General features: G+C 64.2%; 15 protein-coding genes. 9 read left to right on the top strand and 6 right to left on the bottom strand.

Annotated elements, in window-relative coordinates:
- Window positions 1-51: 51 nt before the first annotated feature.
- Window positions 52-777 (bottom strand): oligogalacturonate-specific porin KdgM family protein, encoded by a 726-nt coding sequence (locus ACNQPL_RS11210; RefSeq protein ID WP_346613429.1) that lies wholly within the window; start codon window positions 775-777, stop codon window positions 52-54.
- A 358-nt stretch (window positions 778-1,135) separates the two neighbouring features.
- Here ACNQPL_RS11210 and ACNQPL_RS11205 point away from each other — a divergent pair, with 358 nt between their 5' ends.
- From ACNQPL_RS11205 to ACNQPL_RS11170, 8 genes are all read left to right on the top strand, one after another.
- Window positions 1,136-2,290, top strand: a complete 1,155-nt coding sequence (locus ACNQPL_RS11205; protein WP_346613428.1) for a mandelate racemase family protein — start codon at window positions 1,136-1,138, stop codon at window positions 2,288-2,290.
- Between the two features lie 69 nt (window positions 2,291-2,359).
- Entirely contained in the window at window positions 2,360-3,970 is a 1,611-nt protein-coding gene (locus tag ACNQPL_RS11200; RefSeq protein WP_416466735.1) for an ABC transporter substrate-binding protein, read from the top strand.
- Between the two features lie 66 nt (window positions 3,971-4,036).
- Window positions 4,037-5,074 carry an ABC transporter permease gene (locus tag ACNQPL_RS11195; RefSeq protein ID WP_346613426.1) on the top strand — a complete coding sequence of 346 codons (1,038 nt, stop codon included), beginning with the start codon at window positions 4,037-4,039 and terminating at the stop codon, window positions 5,072-5,074.
- Window positions 5,075-5,119: 45 nt separating this feature from the next.
- Window positions 5,120-6,730, top strand: a complete 1,611-nt coding sequence (locus tag ACNQPL_RS11190) for an ABC transporter substrate-binding protein (protein ID WP_416466734.1) — start codon at window positions 5,120-5,122, stop codon at window positions 6,728-6,730.
- A gap of 24 nt (window positions 6,731-6,754) precedes the next feature.
- On the top strand, window positions 6,755-7,672 hold the full coding sequence (locus tag ACNQPL_RS11185; protein ID WP_346613424.1) for an ABC transporter permease: 918 nt from the start codon (window positions 6,755-6,757) through the stop codon (window positions 7,670-7,672).
- A gap of 11 nt (window positions 7,673-7,683) precedes the next feature.
- The gene (locus ACNQPL_RS11180) at window positions 7,684-8,523 is read left to right on the top strand and encodes an ABC transporter ATP-binding protein (protein ID WP_346613423.1); all 840 of its coding nucleotides are present in this window, start codon (window positions 7,684-7,686) and stop codon (window positions 8,521-8,523) included.
- A gap of 11 nt (window positions 8,524-8,534) precedes the next feature.
- Window positions 8,535-9,302, top strand: a complete 768-nt coding sequence (locus ACNQPL_RS11175) for an ABC transporter ATP-binding protein (RefSeq protein WP_346613422.1) — start codon at window positions 8,535-8,537, stop codon at window positions 9,300-9,302.
- Between the two features lie 154 nt (window positions 9,303-9,456).
- Complete coding sequence (locus tag ACNQPL_RS11170) at window positions 9,457-11,238, top strand: glycosyl hydrolase family 28 protein (RefSeq protein ID WP_416466733.1); 1,782 nt, start codon at window positions 9,457-9,459, stop codon at window positions 11,236-11,238.
- A gap of 3 nt (window positions 11,239-11,241) precedes the next feature.
- Here the strand turns inward: ACNQPL_RS11170 and ACNQPL_RS11165 are convergent, their stop codons facing one another.
- On the bottom strand, window positions 11,242-11,985 hold the full coding sequence (locus ACNQPL_RS11165; protein ID WP_346613420.1) for a FadR/GntR family transcriptional regulator: 744 nt from the start codon (window positions 11,983-11,985) through the stop codon (window positions 11,242-11,244).
- Between the two features lie 96 nt (window positions 11,986-12,081).
- Here ACNQPL_RS11165 and ACNQPL_RS11160 point away from each other — a divergent pair, with 96 nt between their 5' ends.
- Window positions 12,082-12,786: a FadR/GntR family transcriptional regulator gene (locus tag ACNQPL_RS11160; RefSeq protein WP_346613419.1), complete on the top strand. Its 705-nt coding sequence runs from the start codon at window positions 12,082-12,084 to the stop codon at window positions 12,784-12,786.
- A gap of 7 nt (window positions 12,787-12,793) precedes the next feature.
- Here ACNQPL_RS11160 and ACNQPL_RS11155 read toward each other — a convergent pair whose 3' ends face one another.
- From ACNQPL_RS11155 to ACNQPL_RS11140, 4 genes are read right to left on the bottom strand one after another with little or no spacing between them, the layout of a single operon-like run.
- Window positions 12,794-14,023: a pyridoxal phosphate-dependent aminotransferase gene (locus ACNQPL_RS11155; protein WP_346613418.1), complete on the bottom strand. Its 1,230-nt coding sequence runs from the start codon at window positions 14,021-14,023 to the stop codon at window positions 12,794-12,796.
- Window positions 14,020-14,670: a dimethylmenaquinone methyltransferase gene (locus ACNQPL_RS11150; RefSeq protein ID WP_346613417.1), complete on the bottom strand. Its 651-nt coding sequence runs from the start codon at window positions 14,668-14,670 to the stop codon at window positions 14,020-14,022. Before ACNQPL_RS11150 ends, ACNQPL_RS11155 begins: the two co-directional genes overlap by 4 nt.
- Window positions 14,670-15,332 carry an RraA family protein gene (locus ACNQPL_RS11145; protein WP_346613416.1) on the bottom strand — a complete coding sequence of 221 codons (663 nt, stop codon included), beginning with the start codon at window positions 15,330-15,332 and terminating at the stop codon, window positions 14,670-14,672. Before ACNQPL_RS11145 ends, ACNQPL_RS11150 begins: the two co-directional genes overlap by 1 nt.
- Entirely contained in the window at window positions 15,332-15,997 is a 666-nt protein-coding gene (locus tag ACNQPL_RS11140) for an RraA family protein (RefSeq protein ID WP_416466732.1), read from the bottom strand. Before ACNQPL_RS11140 ends, ACNQPL_RS11145 begins: the two co-directional genes overlap by 1 nt.
- Window positions 15,998-16,000: the final 3 nt, after the last annotated feature.

Raw genomic sequence — 16,000 nt, 5'->3', positions numbered from 1 at the left:
AAATGACGTGGTGCTGCCGTGGGGCAATCCGCTGACTGCCCGGGCCAGGGTTTACAGAAAGTTGTACTGGATCCCCACACGCCAGCGGGCCTGGCGGTCGTCGGTGTAGGAATTGACCTTGATGTCCCCCACCTCCATGAACGGCGCCCACTGCTTGTCGAGCTTGTACTTGATGATCAGGTTCTGTTCGTAGTCGCTCTTCTTGTTGTCGTAGCGGATGTAGTCGGTCTGGAAGTGGATGTACTGGTACTCGAACGCCCAGGGGCCTTTGGGCGTGTAGCCCAGCCAGCCTTCAAGGCGTGTGGTGTTCTGGTTGTCCTTGGCACGGTCGGGCCAGTCATGGTCGACCTGGTCGCGGTCCAGGCTGCGTGCATCCTGGCGCACGCGGCCGGCGACGTACCAGGTGTCGGAGACCTTGTAGCTGTACTTGAGGCCGAACTTGTAGGTGGTGGAGTCCTTGGAGCTGTCCATCTGGAACGCGGGCGTCAGGGTCGATTGGGCGCTGAGCTTGTAGTTGTAGTCGATGGTGAACTCGTGACCGTTGTTGACCATGTTGTCGTAGGCGACGTCTTCGCGATCGCCAGCGGTCTTGTATTTGATCTCGGCGGCGAAACCCAGGCCGCTGTCCTTCCTGTAACTGAGCTTGATCCGGTCGGAGTGGATGCTGTCGTCTTCGGTGTAGCCGTGGCGGTAGTTGATGCTGGCCGAGTCTGCGCAGGCATGGAACGACAGGCCGAGGGTACTGACAGCAACGAGCAGGCGGAGTGTGGTGTTCATGCGATCTTCTTTTGTTGTTTTTGTCGAGGTCGTTATGAGGTGAGGCGTCAGTGGCGGGTTGGTCGAGGGCAGGGCTCCAAGGCAATTTTTGCGTAAGTTATCGTACGACCTCAGGGTTGTCTACGATTTATTCAAATGTTGTCGGACGACCTTGTAGGGCAGCTTTTGAGCACTGTTCTAGAGCTGTATAGACTGTGTTGTCTATACGTGGAGGGCAGGGTACGGGCAAAAATGTGAACCGATCTGGCACTTTCTGAAAGTTTTCGAGGGGTGCTTTTCAAAAGTTGTATGATGACGTAGGATCACTGCCAGAGCGTGACTCACCCGCCACAAATCCAATAAGAAGGCTCAGACGTCCATGATCATCACCGCCGTAAACGTCCAGGTTTTTTCCTACCCCACCCGCCGCGCCGTCGACAGCGCAGGCCATGCCCACCCAGGCGACGTGACCCAGGCCCAGATGGCCTTGCTGCGCATCCGCACCGAATGCGGCAGCGAAGGGTATGCCCTGGGCGCCCCTGAATTGATCCGCCCGTATGTGCTCGACGGTTTTGTGCGCAAAGTGCTGGTGGGCGCCAACGCCTTCGACCGCGAAAAGATCTGGCACGACCTGGCGCACTGGCAGCGCGGCAGCGCCAGCCAGTTGACCGACCGCGCCCTGGCGCTGGTCGAGCAAGCGCTGTGGGACTGGGCCGGGCGCAAGCTGAACCTGCCGGTACACAAGCTGATTGGCGGCTACCGCGACAAGGTGCCTGCCTATGGCTCGACCATGTGTGGTGATGAGCTTGCCGGCGGGCTGTCGACCCCTGAAGAGTACGGCCGCTTTGCCGAGGCCCTGGTCAAGCGCGGCTACAAGGCCATCAAGTTGCACACCTGGATGCCACCGGTCTCGTTTGCCCCCAGCGTAAGCATGGATATCAAGGCATGCGCCGCGGTACGTGAAGCCGTAGGCCCGGACATCGCACTGATGATCGACGGCTACCACTGGTACAGCCGCACCGAGGCTCTGACCATCGGCCGCGCCCTGGAGAAGCTCGACTTCGCCTGGTTCGAGGAGCCGATGATGGAGGACTCTGCAGAATCCTACGCCTGGTTGGCCGGCCAGCTGGACATCCCGGTGCTGGGCCCGGAAAGCCTGGGTGGCAAGCACCTGAGCCGGGCCAGCTGGGTGAAGCACGATGTCTGTGACATCCTGCGGGCCGGCGTCGCTGGCGTGGGTGGCATCGCACCGTGCCTGAAGGTGGCGCACATGGCCGAGTCATTCGGCATGGATTGCGAGATCCATGGCAACGGCGCGGCCAACCTGGCGGTGGTGGGTGCGATCAAGAACTGCAGCTGGTACGAACGCGGCCTGCTGCACCCCTTCCTCAACTACGACGAGGTGCCGGCCTACCTCAAGCGCCTGGTCGACCCGATGGACGAAGACGGCTTCGTGCACCTGTCCGACCTGCCGGGCCTGGGCGAGGAAATCGACTTCGACTACGTCGAAACCAACACGCTGCGCAGCTTCTGATGCGTGCATGGCGGCACGCGCCACAGCGTGCCGCCCGAGAGTCCAATAACTATAAAAAGGCAATCTCACATGAGCGTTCTCCCCAAATTGTGGGCGGGGGTCCTGGCGGCGTCGCTGGCGATGACCTCAGTGCCTGCTGTTTTGGCCAAAACACCTGCCGACCAGTTGATCGTCGGCATGAGCATGATCAACCTGCTGTCGCTCGACCCGGCCGCTGCCACCGGGCTGGACGTGTCCGAGGTCAACGCCAACCTCTATGACATGCTGCTGGTGCAGGATGCGAACAACCCCGACCAACTGGTCCCGGCGCTGGCCGAGCGCTGGCAGGTCAGCGATGACCGCAAGACCCTTACGTTCAACCTGCGCCAGGGCGTCAAGTTCCAGTCCGGCAACGCGTTGAGCGCCGAGGACGTCGCCTGGTCGCTGCAGCGCGTGCTCAAGCTCAACCTGGCCCTGGCTTCGACCTGGAAGGCTTACGGGTTCACTGCCGGCAACGTCGACCAGCACATGCGCGCGGTCGATGAACACACCTTCGTGGTCGAACTGCCGCGCCCGACCGACCCGATGCTGGTGCTCAACACCCTGGCGACCTCGCCAAGCGCCTTCATCCTCGACCGTAAGGTGGTTCAGCAACACCAGAGGGGCAATGACATGGGCGGCGCCTGGCTGACCACCCACGCGGCCGGCAGTGGCCCTTACATCCTCAATGCCTGGCGCGCCAACGACGTGATCCTGATGAGCCGCTTCGATGGCTACTGGGGCGGCCCGGCCAAGCTCAAGCGGGTGGTCATGCGCAACATGACCGAGTCGCAGTCGTTGCGCCTGATGGTCGAGCGCGGCGACCTGGACCTGGCCAAGGGCATGTCCGCGCCCGACATCGAGGCGCTGGAAAAGTCCGACCGGGTGCGTACCCAGACGGTACAGCGCGGCACCCTCTACTACGTGGCGCTGAGCGTCAAGAACAAGCCTTACGACGACGCCCGCGTGCGCCAGGCCGTCCGGTCGCTGATCGATTATCAAGGCATCGACCAGACCGTCATGCCGCACTACGGCCAGCTCAACCAGCGCCCGCTGCCGCTGGGCTTGCCGGCGCGCCTGGATGACCCGGGCTACAGGCTGAACGTGGCCGAGGCGAAAAAGCTGCTGGCCGACGCGGGTTACCCCGACGGCTTCAAAACCACCATCCGCGTGCTCACCGAGCCGCCGTTCATCAACATCGCCTCCAGCCTGCAGGCGACCCTGGCCCAAGCCGGCATCCAGGCCACCATCGTGACCGGCACCGGCAACCAGATTTACGGCGCCATGCGTGAACGCAGCTTCGACATCCTGGTCGGGCGTGGCGGTGGCGGCGCCGAACGCCACCCGCATTCCAGCCTGCGCACCCTGGTGTACAACCCCGACAACCGCGATGAAGCCAAGCTGAGCAACTTCCAGGGCTGGCGCACCTCGTTCTACAGCCCGGAGCTGAACAGCCTGATCGAACAGGCCGAAGTCGAGCCCGACAAGACCCGCCAGCAAGCCCAGTACCAGCAGATCCAGCAAACCCTGGATGCGCAGGTGGGGGCGATCTTGCCGATCTCGCAGATGACCGACACCGTGGTGCTTTACCACGATGTGCAGAACTATCAGGCCCACAGCGCGGCCACCACCCGTTACAAAGACGTCTACAAGTCGCGATGAGCGGGCCAGGGGCGTGCGCGCCCCGCACGCCACGGTGTTTGCTGAACGTTTTTTCAGGAGCCTGTAATGTTGCTTTCGACTGCCTCTGTGATGGGCACCCGTGTGTCCGCCACTGCCCGCCGCGCCAGCACGGTGCTGGTGACCTTGCTCGGCCTGCTGGCGCTGACCTTTTTCATTGGCCGGGTGATGCCGCTGGACCCGGTGCTGGCCGTGGTCGGGCCGGACGCCGACAGCTCCACCTACGACCAGGTGTACCGGGCCATGGGCCTGGACCAGCCGATCTGGGCCCAGTTCGGGCTTTACCTGAGCGACTTGCTGCACGGTGATTTCGGCAACGCGCTGCTCACCGGCCACCCGGTGCTCGAAGACATCCGGCGCGTGTTCCCGGCGACCATCGAACTGGCCACGCTGGCGATCCTGTTCGGCATCCTCATCGGCTTGCCGCTGGGCGTGGTCGCGGCCAGCAACCAGGGCCGGGTGGGCGACCATGTGGCGCGGGTCATTACCCTGTTCGGCTATTCCACACCGATTTTCTGGGTGGGCATGATGGGCCTGCTGGTGTTCTACGCCTGGCTCGGCTGGGCGGGCGGGGCAGGGCGCATCGACCTGGCCTACGACGGCATGGTGCCAGACGTCACCGGCCTGCTGCTGATCGACACGGCCCTGGCCGGTGACTGGGAAGCCTTCAGCAGCGCCGTGCGCCACATCATTCTGCCTGGGCTGATTCTCGGCCTGAACTCGGTGGCCTATATCAGCCGCATGACCCGCAGCTTCATGCTCGAGCAGTTGTCCCAGGAGTACATCATCACCGCGCGGGTCAAGGGCCTGTCGCGGCGCCAGGTGGTCTGGGGCCATGCGTTTCGCAACATCCTCGTGCAACTGCTGACGGTGGTGGCCCTGGCCTACGGCTCACTGCTCGAAGGTGCGGTGTTGATCGAAACCGTGTTCGCCTGGCCCGGCTTCGGCCAGTACCTCACCAGCAGCCTGATGCTCGGCGACATGAACGCGGTGATGGGCTGCGTGCTGGTGATCGGCCTGATCTTCGTCGCCCTCAACCTGATCAGCGATGCCCTGTACAAGGTGTTCGACCCACGGACCCGCTGAGCCCTGCGGGGTTGGCGTGAACAACTATAAAAAGAAGGACGCTCAATGAAGACACTACGTTACCCACTGCACCTGCACCTGCTGGCTGTCGCCTTGGCGCTGGCGCCGATGGCCGCGGTGCAGGCCAAGACCCCTGCCGACCAGCTGATCGTCGGCATGAGCATGGTCAACCTGTTTTCCATCGACCCGGCAAACGCCCCAGGGCTGGACGCCTCCGGGGTCAATGCCAACCTCTACGACACACTGGTCAAGCGCGACCAGGGCAACCCGGAGCAACACCTGCCGCAACTGGCCGAGCGCTGGGAAATCAGCGACGACGGCCGGCAGGTCACCTTTCACTTGCGCAGCGATGTCACGTTTCACTCCGGTAACCCGCTGACGGCAGAAGACGTCGCCTGGTCGCTGTACCGCGTGATGAAACTCAACTATGGCCTGGCCACCACCTGGAAGGCCTACGGGTACACCTCCGAGAACATCCAGGGGCTGATCCGCGCCACTGACGCGCACACCCTGGTGCTGGACTTGCCGCAACCGGCAGACCCACTGCTGCTGATCGACTCGCTGGCCACTTCGCCCAGCGCGGTGGTGGTCGACCGCCTGGCGGTGTTGAAGCACGAGAAGAACGGCGACCTCGGGGCTGCCTGGCTGGTCACCAACGAAGCCGGCAGCGGGCCTTTCACATTGGCCAAATGGACCGCCAACGACACCTTGGTGATGACCCGTTTCGATGGCTATTGGGGTGGGCCGGCGAGGATGAAACGGGTGCTGGTGCGGCACATGACCGAGTCGCAATCATTGCGCCTGATGCTCGAGCGCGGTGACCTCGACCTGGCGTACGGCATGGCCGCGCCCGACATCAAGGCCATCGAGAACGCCGCCACGCTGCAGGTGCAGCCGCTGCAACGCGGCACCCTGTATTACGTGGCAATGAGCATGAAGCAGCCCGAGTTCGCCAACCGCAAGGTACGCGAGGCGGTGCGCAACCTGATCGACTACCAGGGCATCGACCAGCAGGTAATGCCGCATTACGGCGTGCTCAACCAGCAGCCGATGCAACTGGGCCTGCAGGCCCGCCTGCCAGACCCAGGCTACAAGCTCGACGTGGCCAAGGCCAAGGCGCTGCTGAGCGAAGCCGGTTACCCGCACGGTTTCAGCACCACCATTCGCACGCTGTCCGAGCCGCCATTCATCGACATTGCCGCGCGCATGCAGGCCACCCTGGCCGAAGGCGGCATCACCGCCAACATCGTCACCGGCACCGGCAACCAGGTGTATGGCGCCATGCGCGCGCGCAACTTCGAGATGATCGTGGCCCGCGGCGCCGAGCGTTACCCGCACCCGTACTTCAGCCTGCGCACCTTTGCCTACAACCCGGACAACAGCGACAACGCCGGCCTGCCTAACTTCCAGGGCTGGCGGGCGTCGTTCTTCGACCCGCAGCTCAACGCGCTGATCGACCGGGCCGGGGTCGAGCGCGACGCAGCCGCGCGGCTGAACCTGTACCACCAGGCGCAGCAGCGCTACGACGAACAGGCCGGGCCGATCATGATGATCTCGCAGATGACCGACACCGCCGTCAGCGCACGGGATGTCCGCGGTTTTACCGGTGATGACGCCGAAGCGACCCGCTACCTGGGCGTCTACAAGCAACGTTGAACCTTTCACTTCGAGAGCATGCCGATGATTGCCAACATTTCTTCTACCGGTTCAAGCGCCAAGCCGCAGGCCGACCGGTCGCCTGCTTCAAGCGTCGATGCACTGTACAAAAGCAGCCTACGGGTGCTGCGCCACCTGTTGCGCAACCCCATGACCCTGGCCGGCCTGCTGGTGGCCTTGCTGCTGGTGGTGGTAGCCGCCTTTGCGCCGTGGATCGCCACCCACGACCCGGTCGTGCAAAACCTTGCCAACGCCTTGCAGGCACCCGGTGCCGCGCATTGGTTCGGCACCGATGAATACGGCCGCGACATCTTCAGCCGGCTGGTCCATGGCTCACGCATCACCCTCTACATCATTACCCTGGTGACCGTCATCGTCGGCCCGATCGGGTTGTTCATCGGCACGGTGTCCGGCTACTACGGTGGCCTTGTCGACAGCGTGTTCATGCGCATCACCGACATCTTCATCTCGTTCCCCAGCCTGGTCCTGGCGCTGGCGTTCATCGCCGCACTGGGCCCTGGCCTCGAGCATGCGGTAGTGGCCATTGCACTGACTTCATGGCCACCGATCGCACGCCTGGCGCGGGCCGAAACGCTGTCGCTGCGCAAGGCCGACTTCGTCGTGGCGGTCGAGCTGCAGGGCGCCTCGTCGACACGGATCATCCTGCGCCACATCGTGCCGATGTGCCTGTCGTCGGTGATCATCCGCCTGACGATGAACATGGCCGGCATCATCCTCACCGCCGCGGCCTTGGGCTTTCTCGGCCTGGGCGCGCAGGCGCCGCTGCCGGAATGGGGCGCGATGATCTCCACCGGCCGGCGCTACATGCTCGAATGCTGGTGGCTGGTCGCCGTGCCGGGTGCGGCCATCATGCTGGTGAGCCTGGCGTTCAACCTGCTGGGCGATGGCCTGCGGGACATTCTCGATCCACGTAGCGAATAACTGGAGGTTACATGTCGACGCTCAAACTCAATGTCGATTCGCTCAACGTGCGCTTCGTCAATGGCAAGAAAGAAATGCACGCGGTGCGCGATGTGTCGTTCACCCTGGGCCGCGAGAAACTTGCCATCGTGGGTGAGTCGGGCTCGGGCAAGTCCACGGTCGGGCGCAGCCTGCTCAAGTTGCACCCGGCCAGCACGCAGATCACCGCCAAGGCCCTGGAGTTCGGTGATGTCGATTTGCTCAGCGCCAGCGAAAAGGCCATGCAGAAGATCCGCGGCCAACGGATTTCGATGATCATGCAAGACCCCAAGTACTCGCTCAACCCGGTGGTCAAGGTCGGCGAGCAGATCGCCGAGGCCTACCTTGCGCACCACAAGGCCAGCCGCAGTGAGGCCCGCGAGCGGGTACTGCTGATGTTGGAAAAGGTGCATATCCGCGACCCGAAGCGCGTCTACAACCTGTACCCGCATGAAGTCAGCGGCGGCATGGGCCAGCGCATCATGATCGCCATGATGGTGATCACCAACCCGGAGGTGATCATCGCCGACGAACCGACCTCGGCGCTCGACGTGTCGGTGCGCCAGCAGGTGCTCAACGTGCTCGAAGAGCTGGTGGTCGAGCAGCAGATGGGGCTGATTTTTGTCAGCCACGACCTCAACCTGGTGCGCAACTACTGCGACCGGGTGCTGGTGATGTACGCCGGGCGCGTGGTCGAGTCGCTTGCCGCCTGCGACCTGCAGTACGCCGAACACCCGTATACCCGTGGCCTGCTGGCAGCCTTGCCAAGCATGGACAACCGCCGCCCGCGCTTGCCGGTGTTGCAACGCGACCCGCTCTGGCTCACCTGCTGAGGTAACTGACGATGTCCATGATCCAAGCACACGCGCTGAACCTGAGTTTCGGCGTTGGCCCTGCGCTCAACCAGGTGTTGCACGATGTCGACCTGACGGTTGAAGACGGCGAATCGTTCGGCCTGGTGGGGGAGTCAGGGTCCGGCAAGACCACCGTGCTGCGTTGCCTGGCCGGGCAGTACCGGCACTGGAGCGGGGCGCTGAGCATTGCCGGCGTGGCGCTGCAGCACAAGCCGCCCAAGGAGCACTTTCGCAAGGTGCAGATGGTCTTCCAGGACCCGTATGGCTCGTTGCACCCGCGGCACACCATCGACACCGCTTTGCGCGAGCCGCTGACCATCCATGGCATGGGCGAGCGCGACGACCGGATAAACGACATTCTGGTAAAGGTCGGCCTCAACGACAGTTTCCGCTACCGCTACCCGCACCAGTTGTCTGGCGGCCAGCGCCAGCGCGTGGCGATTGCCCGGGCGCTGATACTGCAGCCACGGGTGTTGTTGCTCGACGAGCCGACTTCGGCCCTTGACGTATCGGTGCAGGCAGAAATTCTCAACCTGCTGGCGGACCTGCGCCAGCGCGAGAAGCTGACCTACCTGATGGTGACCCACGACCTGGGCGTGGTCAGCCACCTGTGCGACAAGGTTGCGGTGATGCAGCAGGGGCGGATCGTCGAACGCCTGGACAGCCAGGCGCTCAGCCAGGACCTGGCCAGCCACGCGTACACCCGCATGCTGGTGCAGGCCAGCCGCGATTTCAGTGCTCAGGCTGCTTCGGCCTGAGTGAACTTGGGGCTGCTTTGCAGCCCATCGCCGGCAAGCCAGCTCCTACAGGGACCGTGTCGCTCAGGGCTGGCACGCTCACTGTGGGAGCCGGCTTGCCGGCGAATGGGCCGCAAAGCGGCCCGGCTCTGGTTAAAACAAGGAAGAGAAAGACATGCACAGAACACTGCTGGCCACCCTGACCATGAGCATTTGCCTTCCGCTGTGGGCACTCGAAGCCCCCAGCAAAGTCCTGGTCCCGACGTTGGCCTACGACGACCAACAGATCATCCTGGTCTGGGAAAAGCCTGCCCACCACGCCGACATCATCGATTACCACGTCTACGCCAACGGCCAGTTGCTCGGGTCCAGCAATGCCAACAATGGCCAGGTATCCCCAGCCAAGCCGCACATCGACCGCTTCTACCAGCAGGACACGCGCAACTTTCACCACCGCATCGCCATCCACAGCTTCACTGCACTGGGCCTCAAGCCCGACAACGAATACCGCTTCACCGTGCGTTCGGTTGGCCGTGACGGCAAGGAGTCAGCCGATAGCCCGGTAGTCGTGCAGCGCACCACCGCCGTGCCGGCGCTGTTCGATGTGCGCAGGTTCGGCGCCAAGGGCGACGGTCATACCCTCGACACCGCCGCTATTCAACGCGCCATCGATGCCTGCACGCCCGGTTGCAAAGTGCTGCTGCCCAAGGGCATCTACAACAGCGGCGCGCTCTACCTCAAGAGCAACATGACCCTGGAGATCGGCGAAGACGCGACCCTGCTGGGGTCAGGGCGTGCCGAGGATTACCCCCGCGATGGCTACATCCAGTACCCGTACTCGACCACCGTGCGCCCGGCTTCGCTGATCAACGCCTTGCCGCGTGACCCGCGCAAACACCAGGCATTCGAGAACATCCGCATCGTCGGCAAGGGCACAATTGACGGCAATGGCTGGAAGCGTAACCCGGACCTGATCGATGAACATGGCCAGGCCTTGCCGGTCTACCGGGCCAGCGACAACACGCGGTACATGCACGACGGCGTGCTGGCCAAGGCCCAGGTCGAGCGCGCGGTGGCCGAAGGCATGAACGTCAAGGACGCCTACGGCCAGATGCGTTCTTCACTGATTACCCTGCGCGAGGTGAAGAATGTCTTCTACGGTGGCTTCACCGTGCTCAACCCGGCGTACCACGGCATCATGAACCTGGAAACCGAAAACGTGGTGCTGGCCAACACCACGCACAAGACCTACGACGCCAACAACGGGGACGGCATCGAATTCGCCAACAGCCGCGGCGCGCTGGTGTTCAACAATTTCTTCGACACCGGCGATGACTGCGTCAACTTCGCCGCCGGTACCGGCGCCCAGGCCGTGAAGCAGAAGCCCCAGCAAGACGCCTGGATCTTCAACAACTACTTCGCCAAAGGCCACGGCATGGTCGTTGCGGGCAGCCACACCGGTGCATGGATCCAGAACATCCTGGCCGAGGACAATGTGTCCGATGGCACCGATGCCGGCCTGCGCATGAAAAGCACCAACTTCATGGGCGGCGGGGCGCGCAACGTGATTTTCCGCGATTCGGCGCTGCGCAACACGGTTAAACAGGCGTTCATCTTTACCCTCGATTACAACGACCCCAACGCCATACTGGATTACGAAAAGTCGACCATCGCCGGGCAGTTCCGAGACGTGCAGGTCAGCGACGTGACGGTAGAAAACGCCCAGCTGGCTGCCATCGAGGTCAAGGGCGACAGCCAGCACGGGGCTTTTCACCACCACCTGGCGTTCGAGCGTGTGCGGTTCAGCGGGCCGGCCGTGGCGCGGATCGATGGCCTGAAGGATTCGCGGTTCGACGCGGTGCAGTTCTCTGACACCAACGCCAGCAACCCCTGGCAGGTGAGCGGCAGTACCGGCCTGGCGTTCCACAATGTGGTGCCGGCACCCCAAGCCAAGTAGGCGTTATTCGCTGTAGAAGGCTTGACGCTGCTGCGCCTCGCGCAGGCGCATGCGGCTGTTGCTCAAATGCAGGAACATCGCCGCGCGCGCTGCATCGACCTGGCGGCTGGCGATCGCGTCATAGATCTGCTGATGTTCGGCGTTGATCCCCGCCAGGTAGGTGCTGCGGTTGCTTTGCCCCGTGTAGGCGGAGTTCATCCGGGTGCGCGGGATCAGCTTGGTGCCCAGGTGCTTCATGATGTCGATCAGGTAGGGGTTGGCAGCGGCCTTGGCGATTTTCAGGTGGAACTGAAAGTCGGCATTGATGGTGCTGCCGGACTTTTCCGGGCCTTGCAGCAGCTCCTGCAGGGCTTGCTCAAGCTCTGCCAGGGCCTGCGGTGTGGCGCGTTCGGCAGCCATACCCGCGGCCTGCACTTCCAGGCTGATACGAAAATCCAGCAGGTCGAGGACATCGGACAGCAGGGCGATGGTCGCCGGCCCGACGTTGAAGCCTTCGGGTGCCGGCATGTCGAGCACGAAGGTGCCGACACCGTGCTGGGTCTCGACCAGGCCCGCTGCCTGCATCCGCGACATGGCTTCGCGCACCACGGCCCGGCTGACGCTTTCGGCGGCCATGATCTGCGCTTCGGTGGGGAGTTTGTCACCGCGCTTGAGGGTGCCTTCGCGGATGCGCTGGGCAAAGCGCTCGACCAGCGCTTCGGCGAGGCGGCGAGGTTTGATTGGGGCAGTAGAGGTAACGTTGGACATCGTCTTGCTCTAGTGTGATCAGCGGGCATTATAGTGCTTTCATGCGCAAGCCTGCGGGTATAATCGCGCATCGTTTTGTTTGAATGGATCAAGTGAATGGAGCGCGACACCCCCGACCGACGCCTCAGCCTGGCCCAGCAACTGGTGCTCGACCTGTCGCGCAGGATTCTGGCTGGCGAGCTGCCTGCCGGCAGCAAGCTGCCCACTGAACAAGCGTTCACCGAAGCCCGCGGCGTCAGCCGTACCGTGGTGCGCGAAGCCATGTCGCGGCTGCAGGCAGAGGGCCTGGTAGAGACGCGCCGTGGCATTGGTACCTTCGTGGTGGACACCACCCGGCCGGGTGATTTTCAGGACGGTCAAGGCGAGAAGGGCACCGCCCACGACGCCGTGGCCCGCATCGAGCTGCGCCTGAGCCTGGAAGTGGAGGGTGCCGCGCTGGCGGCGCAACGTGCTACGCCCAGCCAGTTGCTTGCCCTGCGCAAAGCGCTGGATCAGGCCAACGCCGTGGGGCCGTTGCACAAGGACAGCAACCGCATCGAATTCGAGTTCCACCTGCAAATCGCCCTGTGCACTGGCAACAGCTTCTTCATCGATGCCATGACGCATGTCGGCAACACCCAAATCGAAGGCGTTCAACCCACCGTCGACCCGCAACAACGCATGCGCCAGGCACGTGAGCGCGAGCAGATCTGCGCCGCGCTGGAGCGGGGCGACGCCGAGGTGGCGCGTGCGGCGATGCGCCTGCACCTGACCAATTGCCTGCACAGCGCGCAGTGCACGGCGCAGGCAACGGCCGGGTGAGGTTACCTCAGGCCTGGGGCATGACGGCCCGGCAGAACTGGGCGATGGCTGCACAGGCGCTGGCCAGCGAATCATCGTCCAGCGCGTAGGCAATGCGCAGGTACGGGCCGAGCCCGAAGGCACTGCCATGAACCACCGCCACATCGGCTTCGTCGAGCAGCGCCAGGGCCACATCCTCATCGCTGGCCAGGTAGCGGCCGCCGGGTGAGGTCTTGCCGATCAGCCCGGCACAATTGGCAAACGCATAGAACGCACCGGCCGGTGGTTCGCAGTGCAGGCCGGGGGTTGCGCCGAGGGCCTCGACCATCAGGTTGCGCCGCCGCTGAAATACTGCGCGCGAAGTGTGAAGGAAATCCTTGGGGCCTTGCAGTGCAGCCAGCGCCGCTTGCTGTGAAACCGAACAGGCGCCGGAGGTCTGTTGCCCCTGTAGTTTTTCCATGGCTGCCAGCAGCCAGCGCGGGCCGGTCGCGAAGCCGATGCGCCACCCCGTCATGGCATAGGCCTTGGATACCCCGTTCATGGTCAGGGTACGGCCGGCAAGGCGCGGCTCTACCTGGGCCAAGGTGTGAAAGCGCTGATTATCGAAGATCAGGTGCTCATAAATGTCGTCGGCCAGCACCAGCACATCGGGGTTCGCCAGCAACACCTCTGCCAGTGCCTGTAGCGCTTCACGGCTGTACACAGCGCCGGTCGGGTTGCTTGGCGAGTTGAGGATCAGCCAGCGGGTGCGCGGGGTGATCGCCTCGACAAGCGCCTGGGCCGTGAGCTTGAAGCCGCTGCGGGCATCGCAGGTTACGATCACGCTGCGCGCACCGCAGAGCTGGACCATCTCCGGGTAGCTGACCCAGAAAGGCGCCGGCACGATCACCTCGTCACCCTCATTGAGGGTGGCTGCCAGGGCGTTGTAGATCACCTGCTTGCCGCCGCTGCACACCAGGGTGTCCTGCCACTCTACCGGCAAGCCGTTCTCCTCACGGAATTTTGCCGCCACCGCTTCGCGCAAGGCACGGCTGCCGGCCACTTGGGTGTAGCGGGTATGCCCTTGGTCGATGGCCTGCCTGGCCGCCTCACGGATCGGCGCGGGGGTGTCGAAGTCCGGCTCGCCCGCGCACAGGGAGATGATCTTCGCCCCTTCGGCGCGGCGCTGGGCGACGCGGTCGATGATCGCGTAGGTGGCGGAGGGGCGGGCGCTGGCCAGGCGCGTGTTCAGGCGCTGAAGGTTGCCATTGCCGGTCATTGCGCTTCTCGCCACTGGGTCAGCTGCATGAGCTCCAGCGTGGTCGTGCCTTGTTCGATGGCGTGCATCATCAACGCCTCCTTGTCAGCACGCGCCTGGCCCTCGGCGAGGGTGCGCGCGGCATCGGCTTTGGGCACGATGACCACCCCATCGTCGTCGGCCACCACCAGGTCGCCCTGGGCAACCGCTGCGCCGGCGAAATTGAACGGTTGGCCCAGCGAGCCCAGGCTGGCCTTGACCGTGCCCTTGACCGAGATGGCGCGGGCGAACACCGGGAAGCCGCGACGCCGCAGCGCGGCAATATCGCGCACACCGCCATCGATCACCAGGCCAATGACACCGGCGGCTTCGGCGGCAACGGTGAGCACCTCGCCCCAGTAACCGGCGATGAAGTTGCCGGTGCCGACCACCAGCACGCTGCCGCGTGGGACGCGCTCCAGGGCCAGGTGCAGCGCGAGGTTGTCACCTGGCGAGCACTGCAGCGGGTACGCCGGGCCGGCGATGAAGGCGCCTGCCCATACCGGGCGGATGTCGCTGTCTACCGCACAGGGCAGGTGCGAGGCCTCGAACAGGGTGGACGTGCCCAGCAGGCGGGCACGCTCGGCGAAGTCGGCGGGAAATGGCAGGTCGGAATGGTTCATGCTCATCAGGCTTTACTCTGCAGTGTGTGGTAACCCAGGGCTTCACGCGCTTGCCTGAGCGATCTGCCCTGGCTGATCTGCGTACGGATCTGCGCCTCCACCGCTTCGATACGGCGGGCGGTTGCGGCAACTTCGCGGGCGCGCTCACGCGGCACCACCACCACGCCATTGGCGTCGGCGACGATGATGTCGCGGGCGCAGACGCGGGCAGTGCCGATCGACACCGGCTGGTTGATCGCCTGCACCTGCACGCGGTCTTTGCCGGTGCGCATGAAGCGGCCCTTGCTGAAAATCGGGTAGCCGTCGCCCAGGGCCTTGGTTACATCACGGCACACACCGTCGATCACCGTCGCGGCAATACCCTGTTGCCCGGCGTACTGGGTCATGATGTCGCCCCACACCGTGCAGTCGGTACGGCCCTGGTTGTCGATCACCACCACATCGCCCGGGGCGACATCGTCGATGAAGTCGCCAACGGTGCCTGGCGGGGTGCTGGCCGACACGTATTGCACGGTGTAGGCCGGGCCGACCAGCACTGTGTCGTAGTTGGCCAGTGGCATCACGCCCAGGCACTGGCCGGGCAGGCCCAGCTTGTCCAGTGCGTCCGAAACACCGGGCGTGTCCAGGCCTGCGAACAGCGCCACCAGGTCTTTATCGAGGTCGCTCATCAAGGCTGCTCCGTGTTGATGGCTTCGAACTGGCTGTCGTGCATCACCTCAGCCACCGAGCGGCCGGCGCGTACGGCGTCGACCATGCCAGCCTGGCGGCGATCGATGCGCTCGGCCAGGTCCAGCACCTTGGCGATCTGCGCCTGGGCGATGAAGACGGTGCCGCAGGTGTCGGCGATCACGTAGTCATCCTGCGCGACCGCTACCCCGGCCACCTGCACGGGGCAGGCGGCAGCTACCTGAATCACGCGGTTACGCGCGCTGATCATGGTCACGCCGCGGCCATACAGCGGGTAGCCGATCGCGGCGCTGCCGTCGATGTCGCGGCTGCAGCCATCGATGATGCTGCCGCGCACGTTTTTTGCGCGGGCCGCATTGGCCAGGATGTCGCCCCAGCAGGAAACGCCTTCCAGCCCGCCGGCAATGACCAGCACACGGTCAGCCGTGGTGATGGCCTCGACCACCGGGGTGATCAAGTGCACGGTGGGTGCGCTGTCGGCCTTGGCCGCCAGCTGCACGGTGCTGGCGCGGCCGACCACCTTGGGGCATGGCCACAACGGGCGCAGGCCGAAGGTGGCGCCGGGCAGCCCGAGAAAGTCCAGGGCGTCGGACACGGTATTGGTGTCCAGTGCGGCCAGGCGGTCGAGCACGCTGTCTTGGCTCATGGG

This window comes from Pseudomonas sp. LFS044 (assembly GCF_047978245.1).
Classification (GTDB): Bacteria; Pseudomonadota; Gammaproteobacteria; order Pseudomonadales; family Pseudomonadaceae; genus Aquipseudomonas.
Note: the sequence above shows the minus strand (reverse complement) of the source record. Positions and strands in the feature narration are given on the sequence as shown.

Coding starts and splice junctions, on each gene's coding strand:
- ACNQPL_RS11210 (WP_346613429.1), bottom strand. CDS start 777: ATGAACACCACACTCCGCCTGCTCGTTGCTGTCAGTACCCTCGGCCTG.
- ACNQPL_RS11205 (WP_346613428.1), top strand. CDS start 1,136: ATGATCATCACCGCCGTAAACGTCCAGGTTTTTTCCTACCCCACCCGC.
- ACNQPL_RS11200 (WP_416466735.1), top strand. CDS start 2,360: ATGAGCGTTCTCCCCAAATTGTGGGCGGGGGTCCTGGCGGCGTCGCTG.
- ACNQPL_RS11195 (WP_346613426.1), top strand. CDS start 4,037: ATGTTGCTTTCGACTGCCTCTGTGATGGGCACCCGTGTGTCCGCCACT.
- ACNQPL_RS11190 (WP_416466734.1), top strand. CDS start 5,120: ATGAAGACACTACGTTACCCACTGCACCTGCACCTGCTGGCTGTCGCC.
- ACNQPL_RS11185 (WP_346613424.1), top strand. CDS start 6,755: ATGATTGCCAACATTTCTTCTACCGGTTCAAGCGCCAAGCCGCAGGCC.
- ACNQPL_RS11180 (WP_346613423.1), top strand. CDS start 7,684: ATGTCGACGCTCAAACTCAATGTCGATTCGCTCAACGTGCGCTTCGTC.
- ACNQPL_RS11175 (WP_346613422.1), top strand. CDS start 8,535: ATGTCCATGATCCAAGCACACGCGCTGAACCTGAGTTTCGGCGTTGGC.
- ACNQPL_RS11170 (WP_416466733.1), top strand. CDS start 9,457: ATGCACAGAACACTGCTGGCCACCCTGACCATGAGCATTTGCCTTCCG.
- ACNQPL_RS11165 (WP_346613420.1), bottom strand. CDS start 11,985: ATGTCCAACGTTACCTCTACTGCCCCAATCAAACCTCGCCGCCTCGCC.
- ACNQPL_RS11160 (WP_346613419.1), top strand. CDS start 12,082: ATGGAGCGCGACACCCCCGACCGACGCCTCAGCCTGGCCCAGCAACTG.
- ACNQPL_RS11155 (WP_346613418.1), bottom strand. CDS start 14,023: ATGACCGGCAATGGCAACCTTCAGCGCCTGAACACGCGCCTGGCCAGC.
- ACNQPL_RS11150 (WP_346613417.1), bottom strand. CDS start 14,670: ATGAGCATGAACCATTCCGACCTGCCATTTCCCGCCGACTTCGCCGAG.
- ACNQPL_RS11145 (WP_346613416.1), bottom strand. CDS start 15,332: ATGAGCGACCTCGATAAAGACCTGGTGGCGCTGTTCGCAGGCCTGGAC.
- ACNQPL_RS11140 (WP_416466732.1), bottom strand. CDS start 15,997: ATGAGCCAAGACAGCGTGCTCGACCGCCTGGCCGCACTGGACACCAAT.